The 303-nt window shown below is 46.9% G+C and carries 1 pseudogene; it reads right to left on the reverse strand.

From position 1 onward, the window contains the following. Window positions 1-66 precede the first annotated feature (66 nt). Window positions 67-303: pseudogene (locus HBA93_RS20370) on the reverse strand (TonB-dependent receptor); the annotation flags it as partial.

A 303-nucleotide genomic window follows, 5' to 3' on the forward strand; every position in this document is an offset into this window, starting at 1 on the left:
TATGACAATAAAAAACCTGCCGGACTGATCCGGCAGGCTGATGTGTCCGACACTGACCAGCAATTCTCAAAACTTGGCGCTTGCACCAAAAATGAAACTGCGGCCTTTGCCTGAATATTCGTTCTCACCCAGCGGGCCTGAAACGGCGACGCGATAATTTTTATTCGCCACATTCTCAACCGAGAAGAACAATTCCGCATTTTCTTTCAGTTTGTAGGAACCGTAAAGATCGTAGAGAACATAGCTTGGCAAGGCGAATTTCTGCCCAAAATCTGTACCAAAACCGGCATAGCTGCTTTTGCC

The organism is Ochrobactrum sp. SFR4 (assembly GCF_019730395.1).
Classification (GTDB): domain Bacteria; phylum Pseudomonadota; class Alphaproteobacteria; order Rhizobiales; family Rhizobiaceae; genus Pseudochrobactrum.